At 71.0% G+C, this 21,022-nt stretch carries 21 protein-coding genes and 1 pseudogene; 20 read left to right on the forward strand and 2 right to left on the reverse strand.

What is annotated here, in order from left to right; translation table 11 throughout:
* Positions 1–10: 10 nt before the first annotated feature.
* The 8 genes from Q7L65_RS21800 to Q7L65_RS21835 all read left to right on the forward strand — a co-directional run bounded on the left by Q7L65_RS21800 (position 11) and on the right by Q7L65_RS21835 (position 10,163).
* Entirely contained in the window at positions 11–853 is an 843-nt protein-coding gene (locus Q7L65_RS21800) for a CARDB domain-containing protein (RefSeq protein ID WP_304724480.1), read from the forward strand.
* The gene (gene rpmE, locus Q7L65_RS21805; RefSeq protein WP_304724482.1) at positions 850–1,071 is read left to right on the forward strand and encodes a 50S ribosomal protein L31; all 222 of its coding nucleotides are present in this window, start codon (positions 850–852) and stop codon (positions 1,069–1,071) included. Before Q7L65_RS21800 ends, rpmE begins: the two co-directional genes overlap by 4 nt.
* An 88-nt stretch (positions 1,072–1,159) precedes the next feature.
* A complete protein-coding gene (gene prfA / locus Q7L65_RS21810; protein ID WP_304724484.1) occupies positions 1,160–2,212 on the forward strand; it encodes a peptide chain release factor 1 in 1,053 nt (350 codons plus the stop codon).
* A 58-nt stretch (positions 2,213–2,270) separates the two neighbouring features.
* On the forward strand, positions 2,271–3,074 hold the full coding sequence (prmC, locus tag Q7L65_RS21815; RefSeq protein ID WP_304724486.1) for a peptide chain release factor N(5)-glutamine methyltransferase: 804 nt from the start codon (positions 2,271–2,273) through the stop codon (positions 3,072–3,074).
* Positions 3,071–3,691: an L-threonylcarbamoyladenylate synthase gene (locus tag Q7L65_RS21820; protein WP_304724488.1), complete on the forward strand. Its 621-nt coding sequence runs from the start codon at positions 3,071–3,073 to the stop codon at positions 3,689–3,691. The genes prmC and Q7L65_RS21820 overlap by 4 nt, the downstream gene beginning before the upstream one ends.
* Before the next feature lie 116 nt (positions 3,692–3,807).
* Entirely contained in the window at positions 3,808–7,446 is a 3,639-nt protein-coding gene (locus tag Q7L65_RS21825) for a M36 family metallopeptidase (protein WP_304724490.1), read from the forward strand.
* 117 nt (positions 7,447–7,563) lie between these two features.
* Entirely contained in the window at positions 7,564–8,856 is a 1,293-nt protein-coding gene (gene glyA, locus Q7L65_RS21830) for a serine hydroxymethyltransferase (protein ID WP_304724492.1), read from the forward strand.
* A gap of 65 nt (positions 8,857–8,921) precedes the next feature.
* On the forward strand, positions 8,922–10,163 hold the full coding sequence (locus Q7L65_RS21835; RefSeq protein ID WP_304724493.1) for a glycosyltransferase family 4 protein: 1,242 nt from the start codon (positions 8,922–8,924) through the stop codon (positions 10,161–10,163).
* Here the strand turns inward: Q7L65_RS21835 and Q7L65_RS21840 are convergent.
* Positions 10,148–10,768, reverse strand: coding sequence for a TetR/AcrR family transcriptional regulator (locus Q7L65_RS21840; protein ID WP_304724495.1), 621 nt, complete (start codon positions 10,766–10,768; stop codon positions 10,148–10,150). The genes Q7L65_RS21835 and Q7L65_RS21840 overlap by 16 nt on opposite strands.
* Before the next feature lie 300 nt (positions 10,769–11,068).
* Between Q7L65_RS21840 and Q7L65_RS21845 the strand changes: the two genes are divergently transcribed.
* Genes Q7L65_RS21845 through atpC form a run of 10 tightly spaced genes read left to right on the forward strand, consistent with a single transcriptional unit; the run spans position 11,069 to position 18,463 of the window.
* The gene (locus Q7L65_RS21845) at positions 11,069–11,260 is read left to right on the forward strand and encodes a hypothetical protein (protein ID WP_304724497.1); all 192 of its coding nucleotides are present in this window, start codon (positions 11,069–11,071) and stop codon (positions 11,258–11,260) included.
* Positions 11,261–11,270: 10 nt separating this feature from the next.
* On the forward strand, positions 11,271–11,636 hold the full coding sequence (locus tag Q7L65_RS21850) for a hypothetical protein (RefSeq protein WP_304724499.1): 366 nt from the start codon (positions 11,271–11,273) through the stop codon (positions 11,634–11,636).
* Positions 11,633–12,574, forward strand: a complete 942-nt coding sequence (gene atpB / locus Q7L65_RS21855) for a F0F1 ATP synthase subunit A (protein WP_304724500.1) — start codon at positions 11,633–11,635, stop codon at positions 12,572–12,574. Before Q7L65_RS21850 ends, atpB begins: the two co-directional genes overlap by 4 nt.
* 13 nt (positions 12,575–12,587) lie before the next feature.
* Positions 12,588–12,866 carry an ATP synthase F0 subunit C gene (atpE, locus tag Q7L65_RS21860; protein ID WP_304724502.1) on the forward strand — a complete coding sequence of 93 codons (279 nt, stop codon included), beginning with the start codon at positions 12,588–12,590 and terminating at the stop codon, positions 12,864–12,866.
* A 4-nt stretch (positions 12,867–12,870) separates the two neighbouring features.
* The gene (gene atpF / locus Q7L65_RS21865) at positions 12,871–13,455 is read left to right on the forward strand and encodes a F0F1 ATP synthase subunit B (RefSeq protein ID WP_304724504.1); all 585 of its coding nucleotides are present in this window, start codon (positions 12,871–12,873) and stop codon (positions 13,453–13,455) included.
* 6 nt (positions 13,456–13,461) lie between these two features.
* The gene (gene atpH / locus Q7L65_RS21870) at positions 13,462–13,992 is read left to right on the forward strand and encodes an ATP synthase F1 subunit delta (RefSeq protein ID WP_304724506.1); all 531 of its coding nucleotides are present in this window, start codon (positions 13,462–13,464) and stop codon (positions 13,990–13,992) included.
* Positions 13,993–14,023: 31 nt separating this feature from the next.
* Complete coding sequence (atpA, locus tag Q7L65_RS21875) at positions 14,024–15,655, forward strand: F0F1 ATP synthase subunit alpha (protein ID WP_304724508.1); 1,632 nt, start codon at positions 14,024–14,026, stop codon at positions 15,653–15,655.
* 39 nt (positions 15,656–15,694) lie between these two features.
* Positions 15,695–16,594, forward strand: coding sequence for an ATP synthase F1 subunit gamma (gene atpG, locus Q7L65_RS21880; protein ID WP_304724511.1), 900 nt, complete (start codon positions 15,695–15,697; stop codon positions 16,592–16,594).
* A gap of 33 nt (positions 16,595–16,627) precedes the next feature.
* Positions 16,628–18,037 carry a F0F1 ATP synthase subunit beta gene (gene atpD, locus Q7L65_RS21885; RefSeq protein ID WP_304724513.1) on the forward strand — a complete coding sequence of 470 codons (1,410 nt, stop codon included), beginning with the start codon at positions 16,628–16,630 and terminating at the stop codon, positions 18,035–18,037.
* Positions 18,038–18,046: 9 nt separating this feature from the next.
* Positions 18,047–18,463 carry an ATP synthase F1 subunit epsilon gene (gene atpC / locus Q7L65_RS21890; protein ID WP_304724515.1) on the forward strand — a complete coding sequence of 139 codons (417 nt, stop codon included), beginning with the start codon at positions 18,047–18,049 and terminating at the stop codon, positions 18,461–18,463.
* A gap of 63 nt (positions 18,464–18,526) precedes the next feature.
* On the opposite strand, the gene Q7L65_RS21895 is transcribed toward atpC, so the two are convergent.
* The gene (locus Q7L65_RS21895; protein WP_304724517.1) at positions 18,527–19,603 is read right to left on the reverse strand and encodes a hypothetical protein; all 1,077 of its coding nucleotides are present in this window, start codon (positions 19,601–19,603) and stop codon (positions 18,527–18,529) included.
* Between the two features lie 87 nt (positions 19,604–19,690).
* Here Q7L65_RS21895 and Q7L65_RS21900 point away from each other — a divergent pair, with 87 nt between their 5' ends.
* Positions 19,691–20,830: a M20 family metallopeptidase gene (locus tag Q7L65_RS21900; RefSeq protein ID WP_304724521.1), complete on the forward strand. Its 1,140-nt coding sequence runs from the start codon at positions 19,691–19,693 to the stop codon at positions 20,828–20,830.
* Positions 20,827–21,022 (forward strand): annotated as a pseudogene (locus tag Q7L65_RS21905) (hypothetical protein); the annotation flags it as partial. The gene Q7L65_RS21900 and the pseudogene Q7L65_RS21905, both read left to right, overlap by 4 nt.

The following is a 21,022-nucleotide window of genomic DNA, read 5'->3' on the forward strand; positions in this document are numbered from 1 at the left end:
AAGCGGCACCATGAAGGTCGCAGCATTCTCCCTCCGCGCAGCGCTGCTGGCGCTGCTGATCGGCACCGCCGCCGCGCTTGCAGCCGGCCCGGCGCTCGCCGCCGTCGCGCCGCCCGGCGCGAAGCTCCGCTCGGTCGCCCCGGCGTCCGTCAAGCTCCCCTTCGACGCCCGCATCGCGACGTGCAGAAAGTCGCCGAGAACGGACCTGCGCACGGCCGTCATCGCCGCCTCGATGCGGCCGATCGACGGCGGCACGAAGCTGTCGCTGCGCGCCGACCTCTACCAGCGGCCGCTCAGCGGCGGGCGCTGGGCGCTGCGCTCCGACGTGCCGGGGCTGGGCGTCTGGAGCAGCCCGACGGACCCGTCGATCGGCAGCAATCCGGGCGACGTCTTCAAGTACCGCTACGCCGTCGGCCGCCTCGTCGTGCCGTTCGCCTACCGCTTCAGAGTCACCTACCGCTGGAGCGACCTGACCGGCAGAGTCGTGCGCGAGGAGACGGTCACGACGCTGCCGTGCAAGGAGCCGGACCTGCGCCCGGACATCGTGATCGACGACGTCGTCGTGGAGCCCGCGCTCGACCCGACCCAGAGCACCTACACGCTGTTCGTCCGCAACGCCGGCAGATCGACCGCGTGGAACGTCGCGCTCTCGTCCAGCTACGCCGCGCGGGTCGGCACGATCCGCAGAATCGGGCCGCTGGAGACGACCGAGCTGACGTTCGTCGCGCCGCTCTGCGCGGAGGGTCAGCCGGGGCCGACGTTCGTCGCCGATCCGTCCAACGCGATCGACGAGGCGAGAGAGACCAACAACACGCTCGTGGCGACGTGCCCGGCTACACTGGAACAACCATGAAGACCGACATCCATCCCAACTACGTCGAGTCGCACGTGCGCTGCACCTGCGGCAACACGTTCACGACCAGATCCGTGGAGCCGACGATCAACGTCGAGATCTGCTCCAACTGTCACCCGTTCTACACGGGCAGACAGAAGCTCGTCGACACCGGTGGTCGTGTCGAGCGCTTCCAGCGTCGCGCCGCAAGACGCGCCGCCGAGAGCGCCGCCTCCTAGCCGCCGCGCTGATGCGCTCGGCCTAAGTGGCCTCGTTGGGATTGGTCCCGACGGGGCCACTCTCCGTTAACCCCTAGACTCGTCGGCCGTGATCGAGCAGCTTGTACAGCAGATCGAGTCGCGCTTCGGCGAACTCGAGAACATGATGGCCGACCCCGACGTGATCGGGGATCGTCAACGGTTCGCGGAGGCCGGGCGCCAGTACGCCGACCTCGAGCCGGCGGCGAAGCTGGCCGTCGAGTGGCGCCGCGCCGTCGACGACGAGGCCGGCGCGCGCGAGCTGCTGGAGGAGGGCGGCGACGACGCCGAGGTCCGCGACATGCTCGCCAGGGCGAGAGAGCGGATCGAGTCGCTCGACGAGGAGATCCGCCTCGCGATGGTCGAGAAGGACCCCAACGACGACAAGAACGTGATCGTCGAGATCCGCCCCGGCGCCGGCGGCGACGAGGCCGGCCTGTTCGCCGGCGACCTCTACCGGATGCTGACGCGCTACGCCGAGCGGCGCGGCTTCCAGACCGAGGCGATGTCGGAGGGCGACGGCACCTACACGTTCGCGATCAAGGGCGGCAACGGCGCCTACTCCGTCTTCAAGTACGAGGGCGGCACGCACCGCGTCCAGCGCGTCCCGGAGACCGAGTCCCAGGGCCGCATCCACACCTCCACCGCGACCGTCGCGGTGCTGCCGGAGGCCGAGGACGTCGACGTCCACATCAACGAGAGCGACCTCCAGATCGACGTCTACCGTTCCTCGGGGCCGGGCGGTCAGTCGGTCAACACGACCGACTCCGCGGTCCGCATCACGCACAGACCCAGCGGCGTCGTCGTCTCGATGCAGGACGAGAAGTCGCAGCTGCAGAACCGCGACAAGGCGATGCGCGTGCTGCGTGCGCGCCTGTACGAGCGGGCGCTCGCCGAGCAGCAGGCGGAGCTGTCGGCCAACCGCCTCTCGCAGGTCGGCACGGGCGAGCGCGCGGAGAAGATCCGCACCTACAACTTCCCGCAGGGCCGCATCACCGACCATCGGATCAAGCTGACGGTCCACAACCTCGACGCGGTGCTCGGCGGCGAGCTCGACGAGGTGACCGCGGCGTTGCAGAACGATGAGAAGCGGCGCAAGCTCGAGGAACAGGCCGAGGCCTGATTCCGGCGTGAGTGCGCCGGAATCCGATTGGACTTTCGCGGAAGGCCCTTCCGTGCGGATGTCGCTGGCGATCGCGACCGCGGACCTGCGCGAGGCCGGCTGCGACAACCCGCGGCTCGACGCCGAGCTGCTGCTGGCGGACGCTTTGGCGGCGACGCGGACATCGCTGCACCTGTATCCGGAGCGGATCCTGGGCGCCGCCGAGAGCGCCCGCTTCGCGGCGCTGGTGGCGCGCCGGCGGGCGCGTGAGCCGGTCGCCTACATCCGCGGCACGCGCGGCTTCCGCCACATCGACCTGACGGTCGACAGCCGCGTGCTGGTGCCGCGGCCGGAGACGGAGCTGCTGGTGGAGGTCGCGCTCGGCCTGCCGCGCGCCGCGCGCGTGCTCGACGTCGGCACCGGCAGCGGAGCGGTCGCGCTCGCGCTCAAGCACGAGCGGCCCGACCTGCGGATCGTCGCGACCGACCTCAGCGGCGACGCGCTCGAGGTCGCGCGCGACAACGCCGCCGCGCTACGCCTCGACGTCGCGTTCGCGCAGGGCGACCTGCTGTCGGGCGTCGACGGTGCGTTCGACGCGATCCTCTCCAACCCGCCGTACGTGCCCGACGGCGACCGCGAGCAGCTGGAGCCGGAGGTCGCCGTCCACGAGCCGGCGCAGGCGCTGTTCGCCGGCGGCGACGGCCTCGACGTGCTGCGCCGCCTCGCCGCCGACGCCGCCGCGCGTGCGCCGTTCGTCGCGTTCGAGGTCGGCGCCGGCCAGGCGCCCGCGGTCGGCGAGCTGCTGTCGGCTGCCGGCATGACGCGCGTGCGGGCGCACAGAGACCTGGCGGGAATCGAGCGCGTGGTGGTGGGAGAGCGGTGATCACGACCGCTGACGCGGCCGCCTTCTCGCTGACGATCGCGTCCGGCGGGGTCGCGGTCTTCCCCGCGGACACCGTCTACGGCTTGGCGGCCGCGCCCGACGACCTCGCCGCTGTCGCGCGGCTGTACGAGCTGAAGGGCCGCCAGCCGACCAAGCCCGCCGCGCTGATGTTCTTCGACCGCGACCGCGCGCTGGCGGCGCTGCCCGAGCTGGGCCCGCGCACGCGCGGCGCGGCCGAGCGGCTGCTGCCGGGCGGCGTGACGCTGCTGCTGCCGCAACCGGAAACGGGGGAGGGCGGCACCGGCGCCGACCCAGCAGACGCTCCCGCTCTCGGCCTGCGCGTCCCGCTCCTCGACGGCCCGCTCGCCGCGCTCGCCGGCGTCGAGTTGGCGGTCGTGCAGTCGAGCGCGAACCTCGCGGGCGGCCCCGATCCGCGCACGCTTGCCGACGTGCCGCAGGCGATCCGCGACGGCGTCGACCTCGTGCTCGACGCCGGCCCGCTGCCCGGAACGTCCTCCACGGTGATCGACCTGCGCGGCTACGAGCGCGCCGGCACGTGGACGATCGTGCGCGCCGGCGCGGTTTCGGCGCAACGCGTCGCGCAGACGCTCGGCTGATCGCGTCAGGGGCCTGAATCCCCTGTGCCGGCGGCGATCGGCCCTGTACGATCGCGATCGTCGTGGTGGGCTGTGACCATGAGGGTCGGGTCCGAGCTGCACGAGGGTGGTCACGGATGCATCGTCTTCGCCGGATCGCGGCACTCGCCGCCACATCAGCGGTCACCGCTGCCTTGACCGCGGCGCCCGCGCTCGCCGTGCAGGCGCAGGATCCGGGCAGGCCGCAGCTTGACGTGCGCGCGGGCAAGCGCGCGCCGGTGCCGGCGGCGACCGACCGCGCGCGCGACGCGCTCGCGCAGCGGCTTGGGACCGAGGCCTCGCTCAGCGTCGATCGCACCAGCGGCGGGATCCGCGCGATCGGCCGCACCGACGGCTTCCTGACGTCGCCCAGCGGCGACGACGCGGCCGCCGTCGCGCTCGGCTACGTGCGCGACCATCCGGTCGTCTTCGGCCTCGACGGCGACGACCTCGCCGCGCTGCGGCTGCTGAGCCGCACCACCTCCGGCGACGGCGTGACGCACCTGACGTGGATGCAGACGAGCGACGGCGTCGAGGCCTACGACAGCGTCCTGAACGCGAACGTGACGAGCGACGGGCGCCTGCTGAGCATCGGCGGCGCGCCGTCGGCCGACCTCTCGATCGCCACCGCGACGCCGGCGCTGACCGCATCGCAGGCGCTGCGAATCGTCCAGCGGGACGTCGGCGGCACACTCGCGCTGCCGCGCGCCGACGCGCGCCCCGGCGCCGAGCGGCGCACGACCTTCAGCAACGGCGACGCTGCCCGCCTCGTCGCCTTCGCCGCTCCCGACGGCGACCGGTTGGCCTGGCGCGTGACGGTCGCGGGCGAGCAGCCGTTCCTCTACGACGTCGTCGTCGACGCGCACAGCGGGGAGTTGCTCGCGCGCAACTCGCTGACGGACTTCGCCAGCGCGCAGGTCTACGACTTCCACCCCGGCGCCGCCCCGGCCGACACCGTCGACCTCGCCAGATGGCTCGGCGACACGCAGGGCGACACGCGCCTGTTCGGCCCCAACGCGCACGCCTACGCCGACGTCGGGGCGCCCAACGGCGTCAACGCCGGCGAGCAGGTCGCGGCGACGGGCGGCAACTGGAGCTATCCGCTGCAGCAGGTCGCGCCGGCCGCGCTGCAGTACTGCTCGCCGTTCGGCGGCGGCGCGGGCATCTGCACGTGGGACGGCTCCAACCGCGCGAGCGAGACGACCAACCGCAGCCAGACGACGGCGCAGCTCTTCTACTACGTCAACACGTACCACGACTGGCTCGCGCAGGCACCGATCGGCTTCGACGCCGGCTCGCGCAACTTCGAGGGCGGCGACCGGGTGCTGGCCGAGGCCGACGACTACAGCGGACTCAACAACGCGAACATGTCGACGCCGACCGACGGCCAGTCGCCGCGGATGCAGATGTACCTGTTCTCCAACCCGTTCCCGGCGGTCAACTCCGGCGACGACGCCTCCGTCGTCTACCACGAGTACACCCACGGCCTCTCCAACCGCCTCGTCGCGGGCGGCACCGGCAGCCAGCTGGCGCGGCAGCAGGGCAGCGCGATGGGGGAGGGCTGGAGCGACTGGTACGCGTTCGACTACCTCGTCGCCACCGGCATCGTGGCCGACACGGCGGCCGACGGCGAGATCGCGGTCGGCGAATACGTCACGGGCAACACGCTGACCGGGATCCGCCGCGAGGCGCTCGACTGCTCGGTCGGCTCGGCCGCGCCCGCCTGCGCCGGCACCTCCACCTCCGGCAGAGGCGGCTTCAGCTTCGACGATCTCGGTCGCGTCGGCGCCTCCAGCAGCGGGCCGCGCTTCGAGGTCCACGACGACGGTGAGATCTGGGCGCAGACGCTGTGGGACCTGCGCAAGGCTGTCGGCGCGACGACGGCGCGCGGCCTCGTCACGAACGCGATGCGCCTGACGACCGTCGACAACCCCTCGTTCCTCGACGAGCGCGACGCGATCCTGCAGGCCGACCTCGCGACCGGCGGCAGAGACCACGACACGATCTGGCAGGTCTTCGCCAACCGCGGGATGGGCTACGGCGCGAGCGTGACCGACCCGAACGCGACACGCGCGACCGCGTCGTTCGCGCTGCCGTCGCTGACGTCCGCGAGCAGACCGGCGCTCGACGACGCCGCCCCGATCGGCGACGGCGACGGCGTCCTGGAGCCCGGCGAGGCGGCGCGGCTGAGCGTCCAGCTCGACAACCCCGCGGCGATCCCGCTGACGAACGTGCGCGCGACGCTCAGCGGCTCGGCCGGCGTCGTCGTCGGCACGTCGCGCGTCGGCTACGGCACGATCGCGGCGGGCGCCAGAGCCGGCGGCGCGGCGCCGTTCGCCGTCACGCTGCCGGCGGCGGCGCAGTGCGGCGCGCCGGTCGCGCTCGCGCTCCACGTCAGCACCGATCAGGGCGACGTCTCGCTGCCGCTGAGGCTGCCGGTCGGCAGCGGCTGGGAGCCGCTCGCGTCCGCGAGCAACCTCGCGGCCCCGATTCCGGACGGGGACCCCAACGGCGTCACGCGGACGCTGTCGGTGGGCGCCGGTCGCGCGATCGCCGGACTGCGCGTGACGCTGTCGATCACGCACACGTATGGCAACGACCTGCGCGCGCTGCTGACCTCGCCGAGCGGCACGACGGTCGAGCTGCTGTCGCAGCCGGGCTCCTGGAACGCGGCCTTCGACGGCTTCGCCGGCGTGCAGCTGGACGACGGCGCGAGCGCGTCGATCCAGAACCTGCCGAGCGGCGACCTCCCGGCGGTCAGCGGTCGCTTCCGGCCCGACGAGCCGCTCGCCCGCTTCGACGGCGAGCCGCGCGCCGGCAGTTGGACGCTGCGCGTCCTGGACAGCGTCAGAGGCGACACCGGCAGCCTCACCGCCTGGAGCCTCGACGCCGGCCAGCCGGCCTGCGCGACGACCGCGCCGGCGCTGCCGCTCGCAGCGACGGGCGACGCGAGCGGGGTCGCGGCCGCTGCGGCGACGCTCGCCGGCACGCTCGACCCCGCGGGCGCCGCGACCGACTACGCCTTCGAATACGGCACGACGACCGACTACGGCAGCACCACGCCGGCGGCGTCGGCCGGCGCAGGCAGCGGCGCGAGCGCCCGCAGCACCGCGGTCGGCGGGCTCGCGGCGAGCACGACGTACCACTTCCGCATCGTCGCGCTGCGCGGCGGCACGGTCGTCGCGCTCGGCGAGGACCGCAGCTTCACGACGCCGGCGGCGCCGGTCGACGGGCCCGGGGGAGGCGGCGATGACGGCGGCACGCCTGGACCGGGCGATGGCGGGACGCCTGGACCGGGCGACGGCGGCACGCCCGGACCGGGTGCGGGCGGCACGCCGGGACCGGGTGCGGGCGGCACGCCGACGCCCGGAGGCGGTCTGGCTCCGCCTGCCAGACCGACCACGCCCGCGGCGACGGTCGGCACGCTGCCGCCGAAGCTCACGCTCAACGCCCGCAACGCCTTCACGCTGACGTTCAGAGCGACGCCGGCGAAGGCGAGCGGAACCGTCAGATTCACGCTGCCGAAGCAGAAGCGCCGTGCCGCGATCGCGTTCTCGGCACCGTTCGCGGTCTCGGCCCGCGGCACCGTCAAGATCTCGCTGACCGTCCGCGGAACGGCGCTCAGACGCCTCCGCCAGCTCGGCTCGGCGCGCACGACGGTGACGATCGCGCTCGGCGGCAGAACGTTCAGACGCACGCTGACGCTGAAGCGCGCGCCCGCGCGCAGACGCGGCTGAGTGCTCAGAGACTCCACGGCGGGGCGGATGGCGCCCCGCCGTGCGCCGGCGCTGCGACCGGTGTGGTGATTGGTACGCTGGCCCCGCCGCCATGAAGATCGCAATGGAGACTTCCGCATGACCGACCTGCCGTCCGACTTCTTCAACAAGCCGCTCGCCGAGGTCGATCCCGAGATCGCGGACGTCCTCGAGCGCGAGCTGGAGCGCCAGCAGAAGACGCTCGAGATGATCGCCTCGGAGAACTTCGTCCCGCAGGCGGTGCTCGACGCGCAGGGGAGCGTGCTGACGAACAAGTACGCCGAGGGCTACCCCGGTCGCCGCTACTACGGCGGCTGCGAGTTCGTCGACATCGCGGAGCAGCTCGCGATCGACCGCGCGAAGGAGCTGTTCGGCGCCGAGCACGCCAACGTCCAGGCGCATTCGGGCGCGCAGGCCAACACGGCCGTCTACCACGCGCTGCTGAAGCCGGGCGACACGATCATGGGCCTGGAGCTGGCGCACGGCGGCCACCTCAGCCACGGCATGAGAATCAACGTCTCCGGCCGTCTGTACGACATCGCGCCCTACCAGGTCGATCGCGAGACGAGCCGGATCGACATGGACGAGGTCGCCAAGATCGCCCGCGAGCGCAAGCCGAAGCTGCTGCTCGCCGGCTGGTCGGCGTACCCGCGCCAGCTCGACTTCGCCCGCTTCCGCGAGATCGCCGACGAGGTCGGCGCGCTGCTGATGGTCGACATGGCCCACTTCGCGGGCCTCGTCGCCGCCGGCCTGCACCCGAGCCCGGTTCCGTACGCGGACGTCGTGACCTCGACGACGCACAAGACGATCGGCGGCGGCCGCGGCGGCCTGATCCTCTGCAGAGAAGAGCACAGAAGAGCGATCAACTCGGCGATCTTCCCGGGCCAGCAGGGCGGCCCGCTGGAGCACGTGATCGCCGGCAAGGCGGTCGCGTTCAAGATCGCGATGAGCGACGCTTTCAAGGAACGTCAGCAGCGCACGATCGCCGGCGCGCAGGCGCTCGCGAGCGAGCTGCTGGCCGACGCCTCCTCCGGCGTCAGCGTGCTGACGGGCGGCACCGACGTCCATCTCGTGCTCGTCGACCTGCGCGCCTCGGAGCTCGACGGCCAGCAGGGCGAGGATCGCCTGCACGAGATCGGCATCACGGTCAACCGCAACGCGGTCCCGTTCGACCCGCGCCCGCCGATGGTCTCCAGCGGCCTGCGGATCGGCTCCCCGGCGCTCGCCACGCGCGGCTTCTCGGTCGAGGACTTCCACGAGATCGGCAGAATCCTCGCGACGGCGCTGACGCCGGCGTTCGAGGGCAGCAGGGCGGAGCTGGCCGAGCGCGTCCAGGCGCTCGCCGAGAAGCACCCGCTGTACGCCCACTTGGGCACCGCCGCCACCGTCTGACACGCGCGTCGGCGAGCTCGCGGTAACACCGCGGTCCACCGCCCCTGGCAGACTTCAAACCCGGCATGAACGAGCTCGACGCCGTCTTCGCCTTTCTCGTCGCCCTGGCCGTCGCGGCGTTGACGACCCCATTGGTGGCGCGGCTGGCGGTGCGGATCGGCGCGGTCGACGAGCCGCGCGACCGCGGCCTGGCCGCGCGCGTGACGCCGCTGCTCGGCGGCCTGGCGATTCTCGCGGGCGTGCTGGTCGCGTCAGCGATCTGGCTGCCGATCACCGAGGAGACGCGCGGGATCCTGCTCGGCGCCGCGCTGATCGCCGCCGTCGGGGCGATCGACGACGTCGTCGACCTGCCGCCGCAGTGGAAGCTGCTGGGCCAGATCGTCGCGGCGATCATCCCCGTCGCGGCGGGGGTGAAGGTCGAGAACATCACGTTTCCGTTCCTCGGCGCGCTGCAGTTCGGCGACGTCGGCGGCGTCTTGACGGTGTTCGGCCTCGTCGCGCTGATGAACGTCGTCAACTTCTCCGACGGCGTCGACGGGCTCGCGGCCGGCGTCTGCTCGATCAGCGCCGTCGCGTTCTCGATCATCGCGTTCGACCTCGGCCGCACCGGCGCCGGCGTGCTCGCGGCGATCGTCGCGGGGGCGGCGCTCGGCTTCCTGTTCCACAACTTCCACCCGGCCTCGATCTTCATGGGCGACTGCGGCGCGCTGCTGCTGGGCTTCCTGCTCGGCTGCGTCGCGGTCCAGGGCTCGCTCAAGACGAACGCCTTGATCGCGCTCGTCGGCCCGCTCGCGATCCTCGCCGTCCCGTTCCTCGACACCGGCTTCGTGATCGCGCGGCGGTTGAAATACCGCCGTGCGCCGTGGTCCGCGGACGCGCAGCACTTCCACCACCGCTTCTCGCGGATCGGCTTCAGCCAGCGCCGCACGGTCCTCTACCTGTACGCCTGGACGATCCTGCTGGCCGGCCTGGCCGTCGCGATGCGGTTCATCCCGTACACGGACAACCACGGCAACTTCAACCTCGGCTGGTCGCTCGTGATCGGCGCGCTGGCGCTGTTCGTCGTCGGCGCGAGCGTCTACCTCGTCGTCGTGCTGGAGATCCTCAAGCTGAAGCGCCTGCGCGCCTGGCAGCTGCGCCGCACAGATCCGGACGCGAGCGAGGACGAGATCGACGAGCGCGTCTCCAGCGAGCTGGAGACGGGGGAGTTCGGCGCGCTGGAGGACCAGCGGCCCGGCTCTCAGCCCCCGCCGCCGCCCGGGCCGGCGCCGCCCGCCGCCCCGCCGGCGTCTCAGCGCGCGCCGTAGACGGCGGCGAGCCAGATCCCCAGCATCGCGTCCACGAGCGGCTGCGGCTGCACCGCGCCCTCGTTGACGAGCCGCTCGAAGACGCTGCGCTCGGTCATCCAGACGAGCGCGAACGCGGTCGCCTGCGCCGGCAACGCCGCGTCGACGCGCCCGGCCGCCTGCTCGCGCTCGATCCGCTCGCGCGTGGCGTCGATGAAGCGGCCGACGAGCGCGCGCCAGAAGCGCGCGACCTGCTCGTCGTAGGCGGACGCCTCGACGATCGCGCGCAGCAGCGCGGGGCGACGGCTGTAGATGCCGACGATCTTGTCCAGCGCCGCGCGCAGCTCCGGCTCGCCGCGTCCGGCGCCCGACCACCAGCGGCCCGCCTCCGCGAACAGCTCCTCGGCGACGCCGTCGGTCAGGCGCATCAGCAGCTCGCGCTTGTCGCGGAAGTAGAAGTAGAAGGCCGTGCGCGAGATGCCGGCGCGCGTCGCGATCCGCTCGATCCCGAGGTCGGCGTAGGCGGCGCCCTCCTCCAGCAGCTGCGCGGTCGCCTCGAGGACACTGCGCTCGACGGCGGCGCGCTTGCTGTTCTGCGCCTGCGTCCGTCGGCTCAGGGATGCCATTCGGGCCAGCCTATCGAGAAGATTCGAGTGGTCGCGCATGTCAGGACGGCGACGCACCTGTTGCCGGTCCTGCATCCATCGTCCGACACGCGTGCGCGTACGCGCACGTGACAGAGAGTTGCGACTGTCACGAAGTTGTTACAAGCGGGTTAGAGCAGGTAAGCTCTTCATAAGCCCACTAGGCAGCCGCTCTTCCGCAAGGCCCGCGGGGACGGAACTGCCTGTCAGTGGGTTCTTTTTACGTTCTGGCGGTAACGCCCCCCATGTGCCCCCCCGACCTCCCAGAGCAGCATCCAGACGATGAACGACCGTCCGCCGACCCGCGGGGCCGTCGCCGGCTCGATCCTGATCGCCGCCGTGCTGTTCTGCGCCGGCGTGGGACTGGGGCTTGGGGCGCTCGTGGGCGCGCCCATACCGCTGTTGATCGTCGGCTTGGGCGTAGGCTTCGCCGCCGGCATCGCGCTGGTACGTGCGCACTTCGGTGACCTCTGACAACTGAGCCATGATCTTTCTCCGTCAACTCGACGTCGTCCTGCTGTTGCTCGCGCTGCCGATCTTCATCGTCAGCGGCGAGCCCCTGCTCGGCTGGGCCGCGACCACCGTCGCCTGGATCGGGCAGAAGGCGCTGCAGGCCGTTCTGGAGCGCAAAGCAGCCCAGGAAGAGGACGCCAGACGCTTCTTCGGCTTCATGGCCGGGTCGTTGATCGGACGTTCATGGCTGCTTGCCCTTACGATCTTCGCCGTCGGCATCGTCGACCGTGACGCCGGGCTCGCTGCCGCGGTGCTCGCGCTCGCCGTCTTCACCACCTATCTCGTGATCTCACTCATCATGCGTGCACCGCAGAACCACCCGGAGCGAACCTCTTGAACCTGCGCAGTCATCTCCGCCTGCTCCTCGCCTCGGCCACGGCGCTCGTCGCCGTCCTGCTGCTGTCGCCGGTTGCGGCGCTCGCGCAGGGGACCACCGACCCGGCGAACGAGCCCGCGCTGAACCCTTCTGAGGAGTTCGCGCTTCCGAGCTGGATCGACATAAGAATCGGCGGGCTCGACCTGTCGATCAACAAGGCCGTCTTCTACGTCGTCGTCGCGACGATCCTCACGTGCGTCGTGATGATCTACGCGGCCCGCCGCATGGCGACGCGGCCGACCGGGCGCCTGCAGACGACGGTCGAACTGGCGTTCGGCCTCATGCGCGACAACATCACGCGCGGCAACATGGACTCGAGAATGGCGGCGAAGTGGTTCCCCTTCATCGCCACGCTGTTCCTCTTCATCTGGTTCTCGAACATGATCGGGTACATCCCGTTGCCGACGAACACGCACGAGAAGTTCAGCCTCTTCGGGTTGGAGATCCCCTCGTTCGCGCTCTACGCCGCGACGGCGAACATCTCCGTCCCGCTGGTGCTGGCGCTCGTCGTGTGGATCTCGTACCACGTCGAGGGCGTCCGCGCGCACGGCCCGATCGGCTACATCCGCAGCTGGGTGCCGAAGGGCGTCGAGGGCTTCATGGTCGGCCCGATCCTCGCGATCGAGGCGCTGTCGCACTTCGTGCGGCTGATCTCGCTCTCACTGCGTCTGTTCGCCAACATCCTCGCCGGCCACCTGCTGATCCTCTTCATGGCCGGTGGTCTCGTCGTCCTGCTCGGGATGGGCGTCTTCGGCTCGGTGATCCTCGGCATCTCGACCGGGACGCTGGCCGTCGTCTTCTTCATCTTCGAGATCGGCCTGGTCGCAACGCTCCAGGCATTCATCTTCAGCACACTGACCGCGATCTACCTCGGCGGCGCCGTCGCCGAGGGTCACTAAGGAGAACCCGCAAGTGGACCTGATCCTGATCACCGCACAGGCTGCAGTCGACGCCGCAACTGCGACGGGCGAGACGGCCGGACGCGCGATCGGCCTCGGCCTCGGCACCGGCCTTGCCGCGCTCGGTACGGGCATCGGCCTCGGCTTCATCTTCGGCAAGACGATCGAGGCGGTCTCGCGTCAGCCGGAGCTGAGAGACGACATCCAGTCGATCCAGTGGCTCGGCTTCGCGCTCACCGAGGCGACCGTCTTCTACGGATTCATCGCCGGCCTGATCGCGTTCTTCGTCTAAGCCGATGTTCGCCGCTATCGACAACATCGCGGCGCCCCTCGTCACGGCTGCGACCGAGAGCGACGACGGGCTGAATCCGCTCGTCAGAGTCGTCCCCGGTCTGATGATCTGGACGCTGCTGGCGTTCCTCGTGGCGCTGTTCGTGCTGCGCAAGTACGCCTGGCCGCAGATCACCAGAGTCCTGGACCAGCGCCAGACGCAGATCGAGGACTCGATCGACGCGGCTGAGCGCACCCGCCAGGAGGCCGATCAGCTGCTCGCCGAGTACCGCGAGCGGCTGGCCGAGGCGCGCAGCCAGGCCGACGAGATCGTCGCGAAGGCGGAGCGTGCCGGCGAGGTCGCCGAGCGCGAGGCGCTCGACGCGGCGAAGGACAAGCGCGAGGACATGCTCGAGCAGACCAAGCGCGACATCCAGGCCGAGACGCAGCGCGCGATCCAGGAGATCCGCCGCGAGGTGGCCGACCTGACCGTGCAGGCGACCGAGAAGGTCACGAAGAAGACGCTCTCCCCGGACGACCAGAAGCGGCTCGTCGAAGAGGCGCTGTCGGAGCTGGACTTCACGCAGCTGTCCGGCGACCGGAGGAACTAGGTCCCCATGGAAGAGATCGCCCAGGTCTACTCGCGCGCGCTGTTCGAGGTTGCCAAGGAACACGGCAAGCTCGACGTCGTGCGCGAGCAGCTCGGCCAGTACGCCGACGCGCTCGACAGAAACCATGACCTCGCGGTCTTCTTCTTCTCGCCGTACTTCTCCACGGACGAGAAGAAGGAGGGTCTGCGCAGAACGCTGGAGGGCGCTGACGAGACGTTCGTCAACTTCCTCGAGACGCTGCTGGAGCGCCATCGCATGCCCGCCGTCTTCCGCGTCCGCGCGGAGTTCGAGCGGTTGTACGACGAGGAGAAGAAGCTGCTGCCGGTCGAGGTGACCAGTGCGATCGACCTCGACGAAGCTACCGTGAAGAGCATCGGCGACCGCATCGGCGAGCAGACCGGACAGACCGTCGAGCTGACCAGCAAGGTCGACCCGTCGATCCTCGGCGGCATCGTGCTGCGGGTCGGCAACCAGATCCTCGACGCCTCGATCAAGCACCGCCTGGACCAACTTCGCAAGCACGTCGCGCAGGCCTGAGCGCCTGCCCTAGGAGCCAAAGAACCCCACCATGCAGATCAAGCCCGACGAGATCACCTCCATTCTGAAGAGCCGCATCGAGGGCCTCGACAGCGGCAGCGCCGACCTGACCGAGGTCGGCACCGTGCTGTCCGTCGCGGACGGCATCGCCCGCGTGCACGGGCTCGAGAACTGCATGTCGTTCGAGATGCTCGAGCTCCCCAACGACGTCACCGGCCTCGCGCTCAACCTCGAGTCCGACAACGTCGGCGTCGTGCTGTTCGGCGACTGGCAGCAGATCGTCGAGGGCGACACGGTCAAGCGCACCGGCAGACTGCTCGACATCCCCGTCGGCGAGGCGCTGCTCGGTCGCATCGTCGACCCGCTCGGCAATCCGCTCGACGGCAAGGGCGACATCGAGACGACGGAGTTCCGTCCGGCCGAGTTCAAGGCTCCGGGCGTCGTCCAGCGCCAGCCCGTCACCGAGCCGATGCAGACCGGCCTCAAGGCGATCGACGCGATGATCCCGATCGGCCGCGGCCAGCGCGAGCTGATCATCGGCGACCGCCAGACGGGCAAGACGGCGATCGCGATCGACACGATCATCAACAACAAGGACTCGGGCGTCGTCTCGGTCTACGTCGCGATCGGCCAGCGCCTCGCGACGGTCGTCGGCATCGCCGAGACGCTCGCCGAGGCCGGCGCGCTCGATTCGACGATCATCGTCGCCGCCGCCGCCGACGAGGCCGCTCCGATCAAGTTCATGGCGCCGTACGCCGGCGCCGCGATGGCGGAGTACTTCCTCTACAAGGGCAGACACGCGCTCGTCACCTACGACGACCTCACCAAGCACGCGTACGCCTACCGCCAGATGTCGCTCCTGCTGCGCCGCCCGCCGGGCCGCGAGGCGTATCCGGGCGACGTCTTCTACCTGCATTCGCGCCTGCTGGAGCGCTCCGTCAAGCTCAACGACGACCTCGGCGGCGGCTCGATGACGGCGCTGCCGATCATCGAGACGCAGGGCGGCGACGTCTCGGCCTACATCCCGACGAACGTGATCTCGATCACCGACGGGCAGATCTTCCTCGAGCCGAGACTGTTCTACTCCGGCGTGCGCCCGGCGATCAACGTCGGCATCTCCGTCTCCCGCGTCGGCGGCAACGCGCAGATCAAGCCGATGAAGCGCGTCGCCGGCAAGATCAAGCTCGAGCTGTCGCAGTTCCGCGAGCTGGAGGCGTTCGCGCAGTTCGGCTCCGACCTCGACGCCGACACGCAGCGCACGCTCGCGCGCGGCAACCGGCTCGTGCGCACGCTGAACCAGAACGAGCGCTCGCCGCTCGCCGTCGAGGACCAGGTCATCCAGCTGTACGCGGCGACCAACGGCTTCCTCGACCGCATCGACGTCGACAAGGTCGAGAAGTTCCTGATCGACCTGACGCGTCGCGCGCACTCCGAGGCGGCCGACCTGCGCAAGGCGATCGCCGGCGGCGACTGGTCCGACGAGACGGAGGCCGCCGTCAAGGAGCTGGTCGACCGCTTCGCCCAGGACTTCGGCTACGACCTCGACGAGGAGGGTCAGCCGATGGACGACAGAGCCGCTCCGAGAGCCCGTCCGGCGGCAGCGCCGGCCAACGGCGAGACGGCGGACTCGGCGACGCGCGAGCAGGAGGCAGCGGCGGTCTAACGCGCAGTTCGCGCGACTCAGACCAGCCCGCAACAGCCCATGGCTCAGCGAGACGTCAAGAACCGCATCGCGTCGGTCAAGAACATCCAGAAGATCACCCGCGCGATGGAGATGGTCGCCGCGGCGCGTCTGCGCCGCGCCGAGTCGCGGATCTCCGCCCTGCGTCCGTACGCGGGCGCGATCCGTCGCATGACGCGCCAGGCGGCGGAGGCGGCCGGCGACGTGCCGGCGCTGCCGATCCTCGCCGACCGCGAGAACGAGGAGCGCGTCGCGCTGCTGCTGGTCACGGCCGACCGCGGCCTCGCGGGCGCGTTCAACTCGCAGATCGTGCGCGCCGGCCTGCGCACGGCCGACGAGCACGAGGCGGACGGCCGCGAGGTCGTCTACTACGCGACGGGCCGCCGCGGCGTCTCGTCGCTGACGTTCCGCAACCGGGCGCCCGAGCAGGGCTTCACCGGCTTCACGGAGCGTCCGACGTACGCGAACGCGCGTGAGATCGCGAATGCGCTGACGGCGGCTTACGTCGACGGCGAGGTCGACCGCGTCGAGATCCTCTACAACGGCTACATCTCGCCGATGTCGCAGGAGGTCCGCCGCGAGACGCTGCTGCCGCTGCAGAAGGCGACGATCCTCGAGGAGCACGAGGACGACGCCCACGCCGCCGGCAGAGCGCACGCGCACGCGCTCGTCGACTACGAGCCCGAGCCCGAGGAGATCCTCGCGCGGCTCGTGCCGGACTACGTCGAGATCTCGATCTTCCGCGCGCTGCTGGAGAGCACCGCGTCGGAGCTCGGTGCCCGCATGACCGCCATGCGCAGCGCCTCCGACAACGCGGGCGACATCATCGACGACCTCACGCTCGAGATGAACCGCGCCCGTCAGGCCGAGATCACGCAGGAGATCATGGAAGTCGTCGCCGGCGCCGAAGCGCTCGGCTAGCCAGTGACGCTCTAAGGAGATACCGAGAAACCAATGTCAGCCACCGCAGAGACCCAGACGCAGCATGTCGGGCGCATCGAGGAGATCCAGGGCGTCGTGATCGAGGCCGTCTTCCCGAACGGCCTGCCCCACATCAACAACGCGATCACGATCGACCGCGGCGAGGACGGCGTGCTCGTCTGCGAGGTCCAGCAGCACCTCGGCGACGATCGCATCCGCGCAGTGGCGATGGACTCGACCGACGGTCTTGCACGCGGCACGGAGGTTCACGACACCGGCGGACCGATCACGGTGCCGGTCGGCCGTGGCACGCTCGGGCGCATCTTCAACGTGCTCGGCGACCCGATCGACCTCGGCGGCCCCGTCGAGGCGACCGAGCGCCGTCCGATCCACGCGAAGGCCCCGGACGTCGAGGACCTGACCCCGACGACCGAGATGTTCGAGACGGGCATCAAGGTCATCGACCTGCTCGCGCCGTACGCCAAGGGCGGCAAGGTCGGCCTGTTCGGCGGCGCCGGCGTCGGCAAGACGGTCCTGATCCAGGAGCTGATCGACAACCTCGCGCGCGAGCACGGCGGCCTGTCGGCCTTCTGCGGCGTCGGCGAGCGCTCGCGCGAGGGGAACGACCTCTGGCTCGAGATGAAGGAGTCGGGCACGATCGACAAGACGATGCTCGTCTTCGGTCAGATGAACGAGCCGCCCGGCGCCCGCATGCGCGTCGCGCTGTCCGGCCTGACGATGGCCGAGTACTTCCGTGACGAGGGCCAGGACGTGCTCCTCTTCATCGACAACATCTTCCGCTTCGTGCAGGCCGGCTCGGAGGTCTCCGCCCTCCTCGGCCGTATGCCGTCACAGGTCGGCTACCAGCCGACGCTCGAGTCGGAGATGGGCCAGCTGCAGGAGCGCATCACCTCGACGCGCCAGGGCTCGGTCACCTCGGTGCAGGCCGTCTACGTGCCCGCAGACGACCTCACCGACCCGGCGCCGGCGTCGGTGTTCGCCCACCTCAACGCGACGACCGTGCTCTCGCGCTCGATCTCGGAGAAGGGCATCTACCCGGCCGTCGACCCGCTCGACTCGACCTCGACGATCCTCAAGCCGGACATCCTCGGCGAGGAGCACTACGCGGTCGCCAACGAGGTCAAGGAGATCCTGCAGCGCTACAAGGAGCTCCAGGACATCATCGCGATCCTCGGCATCGACGAGCTGTCGGACGAGGACAAGGTGATCGTGCAGCGCGCGCGCAAGGTCGAGCGCTTCCTGTCGCAGCCGTTCCACGTCGCCGAGCAGTTCACCGGCACCCCCGGCTCCTACGTCCCGATCGCCGAGACGATCCGCGGCTTCAAGGAGATCATCGAGGGCAAGCACGACGAGCTGCCCGAGCGCGTCTTCCTGCTCAAGGGCACGATCGACGACGTCGTCGAGGCCGCGAAGAAGGGCTAGGGGAGCGCCGTGGCCCGCACGACGTTCAAGGTCGAGGTCCTCACCCCCGAGGGTGAGGTCTTCAACGACGATGTCGAGATGATCGCGACCAAGACGGTCGAGGGATCGATCGGCATCCTCGCCAAGCACCAGCCGCTGCTCGCGATGCTGGACCCGGCGGAGCTGCGGCTCTACCGCTCCGACAGCGAGATCGTCACGCTGGCGCAGGGCGAGGGCTATCTGCAGGTCGCCGAGGACGGCGGCGTGCTGATCCTCGTCGAGGAGGCGCACGCGCCCGACCAGCTCGACCTGGCGGATCTGAGAGAGAAGCTGCGGATGGCGGACGAGGCGTACGCGAGAGCCGACGCCCACTCCGAGCAGCAGCGTATCGCCGCCCGCGACAGACGCCGCTGGGAGGCGTTCGAGCGGATCGCGTCGGGCTCCTAGAGCCTGGCACAGCAGTTTGTTGGGATCGAAGGGCCCGCTCGCCGAGCGGGCCCTTCGCCGTGCTCAGGAGAGTCCGGCGGTGACCTCCACGTCTGTTCTCGTGGCGACGTCGAGTCCGGCGATGACGGTCGCCTTGACCCGGACGTAGGCGAGATCGCCGGCGCTCAGCGTGGCACTGCCGCTGCAGTCGGCTTCGAACTCGGTGCCGCTCGCGACGATGCCGGTGAGGCCAGACACCGCAGGGCACGTCAGCCCGGTCGGGGCGTCGTTGCCGTAGAGCGTCGCGGAGATCTCGACCGTCGAACCGACCAACGTCTGGCTGTTGGTCAGCTTTCCCTTGACGCGCAGCGTCGTCAGCGTCACGTCCGCGGCGACGACCTGCTGGAACGAGAACGGCGCGGGACCGGAGAACGGATACGTGGTGATGCCGGCGACGCCCGACAGCGGCAGCGCGAGAGCGTCGCCGGTGACGCCGCCGAGCTCCGTCGTCAGCGTGCCGCTGGCGCTCGCGCTCAGCAGCGTCGGGCCGGCGGGGCCGGGGGCGCCGTCTCTGCCATCTGCTCCGGGGACGCCCGGGTCGCCCTGCGGACCGTCTCTGCCGGTTGCTCCGGGGGCGCCGTCGGCGCCGTCTCTGCCGGGCTCGCCCTGTGGGCCTTGCGGGCCGATTGGGCCGATCGGGCCCTGCGGTCCGGCCGGCCCTTGCTCGCCGCCGCCCGAGCCGCCCGTGCCGGCAGGTCCGGCCGGGCCGGCGGGTCCTGCGGGGCCGGCGGGTCCTGCGGGGCCCTGCGCGCCGGTCTCGCCCTTGGCGCCCGCCGCGCCGGTCGCGCCGGTGTCGCCCTTGGCGCCTCTCGCGCCTCTCGCGCCTCTCGCGCCGGCGGCGCCTCTCGGCCCGCGCGTGCCCTGCTTGCCGCCCGGCCCCTCGACAGCCCACGAGATCTTCTGCTGATCGCCGGCGCAACGCCCGCGGGGCGTCGTCAGGTTGAGCGTCTTGAAGTTGCCCGCGACACAGGCGTAGATCCGCGTCGCCTGTCCGGGGTCGCCCTGCGCGGCGCTCGCGACCTGCGCGGCCGAGCCCAGCAGCAATCCTGCGCCGAGCGTGGCGAGGGCCGGACGGCGCAGCTGCGCCAGCTTTCGAGACATGCGATCTCCTCTACGGGACGTTTGCGGGCGTTGCGCCCATCCCCTTGTCATCGGCCGGTCCCGCCGGATCTCTATCCTGGACCGACCGTGGTCGACGAACGCGCGCTCGCCGAGAGGCTCATCACCTACGACACGTCGCGCGCCGAGGAGCTGGCGGCCGCGGCGGCGTTCGTGCGCGGCTGGCTGGAAGCGCGCGACATCGAGGTGCGCGAGCAGACCCACAACGGGCTGCCGGTGCTGAGCGCCGAGGTCGGGCCCGCCGACGCCCCGACGGTGATCCTGCACGGCCATCTCGACGTCGTGCCGGGGCTGGAGCAGCAGTACGTCCCGCGCGCGGAGGGCGACCGCCTGATCGGCCGCGGCGCCTACGACATGAAGGGCGGCCTCGCGGCGATGATGTGCGCGCTGAAGGACTGCGCCGCGCAGCAGCGCGTGCGCGTGCGCTTCCTGTGCGTGCCCGACGAGGAGTCCGAGGACGTCGACGCGCGCTCGACCGACGAGCTGGTCGCGGGCGGCTTCAGGGGCGACTTCGCGATCACCGGCGAGCCGACCAACCTGCACATCGGCGTGCAGGCGAAGGGCGTGCTGGCGATGCGGATCGACGTCGCCGGCCGCTCTGCGCACGGCTCGACGCCGTGGCTGGGCGACAGCGCCGTGCTGAAGGCGATCGACGTCTACCGCCGGATCGAGTCGCTGCCGTTCTCGCGCGAGTCCTCGGAGCTGTTCGACCGGCCCTCGATCAACCTCGGCCGGATCGCCGGCGGCGACGCCTTCAACAAGGTGCCCGACCACTGCGAGATGGTCGTCGACGTGCGCTACCTGCCGGGTCAGGACCCGGGCGCGATCCTCGCGCAGATCCGCGCGATGGACGACGTCACGGTCGAGCAGACGCTGACGCGGCCGCCCGCGCATGTCTCGCGCACGAACCCGTACGTGCGCGCGCTGCGCGACGCGATCGCCCGCACGCTCGACGACGAGGCCGTCTCGATCGGCCGCGACGGCGCCTCCGACGCGGTCTCGTTCCTGGCCGCCGGGATCCCCGCGGTCGAGTTCGGCCCCTCCGGCGCCGGCCACCACGGCCCCGACGAGTGGGTCTCGATCGCCTCGCTGACGCGCTACCGCGAGGCGCTGGCCGATTTCGTGCGGACGCTGCCGGAATGGCTGGCGCGGGACCGCAACGGCGAGTCCGGCGGCGGGTTGCATGCGATCGAGGGCGGTCTCGCATGAGCTACCAGCACGAACAGTTCGACGACGAGTTCCCGCGCCGCGCGCGCGCCGGCACGTGGTGGCGCTTCGTGCTCGCCGCGGTCGTCGTGATCGTGCTGACCGCGGGCGCGACCGCGACCGCGGGCCTGCTGAACGTGCAGAACTTCGTCGACGACCTGAAGGCCGGCGGCACGATCAGAGGGCTCGGCAGAA

Origin of the sequence: Conexibacter sp. CPCC 206217, from assembly GCF_030646165.1 — a bacterium.
GTDB lineage: Bacteria > Actinomycetota > Thermoleophilia > Solirubrobacterales > Solirubrobacteraceae > Conexibacter.

Bases quoted from the DNA above. Each gene is read 5' to 3' on its own strand.
- Q7L65_RS21800 (WP_304724480.1), top strand. From the start codon at position 11: ATGAAGGTCGCAGCATTCTCCCTCCGCGCAGCGCTGCTGGCGCTGCTG.
- rpmE (WP_304724482.1), top strand. From the start codon at position 850: ATGAAGACCGACATCCATCCCAACTACGTCGAGTCGCACGTGCGCTGC.
- prmC (WP_304724486.1), top strand. From the start codon at position 2,271: ATGTCGCTGGCGATCGCGACCGCGGACCTGCGCGAGGCCGGCTGCGAC.
- Q7L65_RS21825 (WP_304724490.1), top strand. From the start codon at position 3,808: ATGCATCGTCTTCGCCGGATCGCGGCACTCGCCGCCACATCAGCGGTC.
- glyA (WP_304724492.1), top strand. From the start codon at position 7,564: ATGACCGACCTGCCGTCCGACTTCTTCAACAAGCCGCTCGCCGAGGTC.
- Q7L65_RS21835 (WP_304724493.1), top strand. From the start codon at position 8,922: ATGAACGAGCTCGACGCCGTCTTCGCCTTTCTCGTCGCCCTGGCCGTC.
- Q7L65_RS21840 (WP_304724495.1), bottom strand. From the start codon at position 10,768: ATGGCATCCCTGAGCCGACGGACGCAGGCGCAGAACAGCAAGCGCGCC.
- Q7L65_RS21845 (WP_304724497.1), top strand. From the start codon at position 11,069: ATGAACGACCGTCCGCCGACCCGCGGGGCCGTCGCCGGCTCGATCCTG.
- Q7L65_RS21850 (WP_304724499.1), top strand. From the start codon at position 11,271: ATGATCTTTCTCCGTCAACTCGACGTCGTCCTGCTGTTGCTCGCGCTG.
- atpF (WP_304724504.1), top strand. From the start codon at position 12,871: ATGTTCGCCGCTATCGACAACATCGCGGCGCCCCTCGTCACGGCTGCG.
- atpH (WP_304724506.1), top strand. From the start codon at position 13,462: ATGGAAGAGATCGCCCAGGTCTACTCGCGCGCGCTGTTCGAGGTTGCC.
- atpA (WP_304724508.1), top strand. From the start codon at position 14,024: ATGCAGATCAAGCCCGACGAGATCACCTCCATTCTGAAGAGCCGCATC.
- atpG (WP_304724511.1), top strand. From the start codon at position 15,695: ATGGCTCAGCGAGACGTCAAGAACCGCATCGCGTCGGTCAAGAACATC.
- atpD (WP_304724513.1), top strand. From the start codon at position 16,628: ATGTCAGCCACCGCAGAGACCCAGACGCAGCATGTCGGGCGCATCGAG.
- Q7L65_RS21895 (WP_304724517.1), bottom strand. From the start codon at position 19,603: ATGTCTCGAAAGCTGGCGCAGCTGCGCCGTCCGGCCCTCGCCACGCTC.